Consider the following 386-nt stretch of genomic DNA (forward strand, 5'->3'; position numbering starts at 1 on the left):
TCATTTTTTAATCATCGTTTTCGCAAGCTCCATTAAATCTTCCTCCGTCAATGGATTTCCAGAATTTACGGAGAGGAAAAATACCTTTCCGTTCTCCGACCAGGTAACTTGATTCCGATCAGTATGTAAGCTATCTGCGGATTCGTATGTGTATCCTTTAGCTTCCTTTTCTTCGGTATGAGCCGTCTGCATTTGGAGAATGATATTATCTTTTCCTTTTTTGTACTCCAGTTTGATCTCTCCCGCTTCCGTCCATTCCATCTTTTTGGAATATACTACTTTGCCTTTGGCTTCAGCCTTCACTTGTGCCTCGAATTTTTTGCTGAACGGACTTTGGATTACTCCTTTAACAAAGGTATATCCTTCTGGCATCCCTTCTGGCTCCT

At 41.2% G+C, this 386-nt stretch carries 1 pseudogene; it reads right to left on the reverse strand.

The annotated features are described in order from the left end of the window. Positions 1 to 386, reverse strand: a pseudogene (locus BBG47_RS28500) (hypothetical protein); the annotation flags it as partial.

Source organism: Paenibacillus sp. KS1, assembly GCF_001680695.1.
GTDB lineage: Bacteria > Bacillota > Bacilli > Paenibacillales > Paenibacillaceae > Paenibacillus_B > Paenibacillus_B suaedae.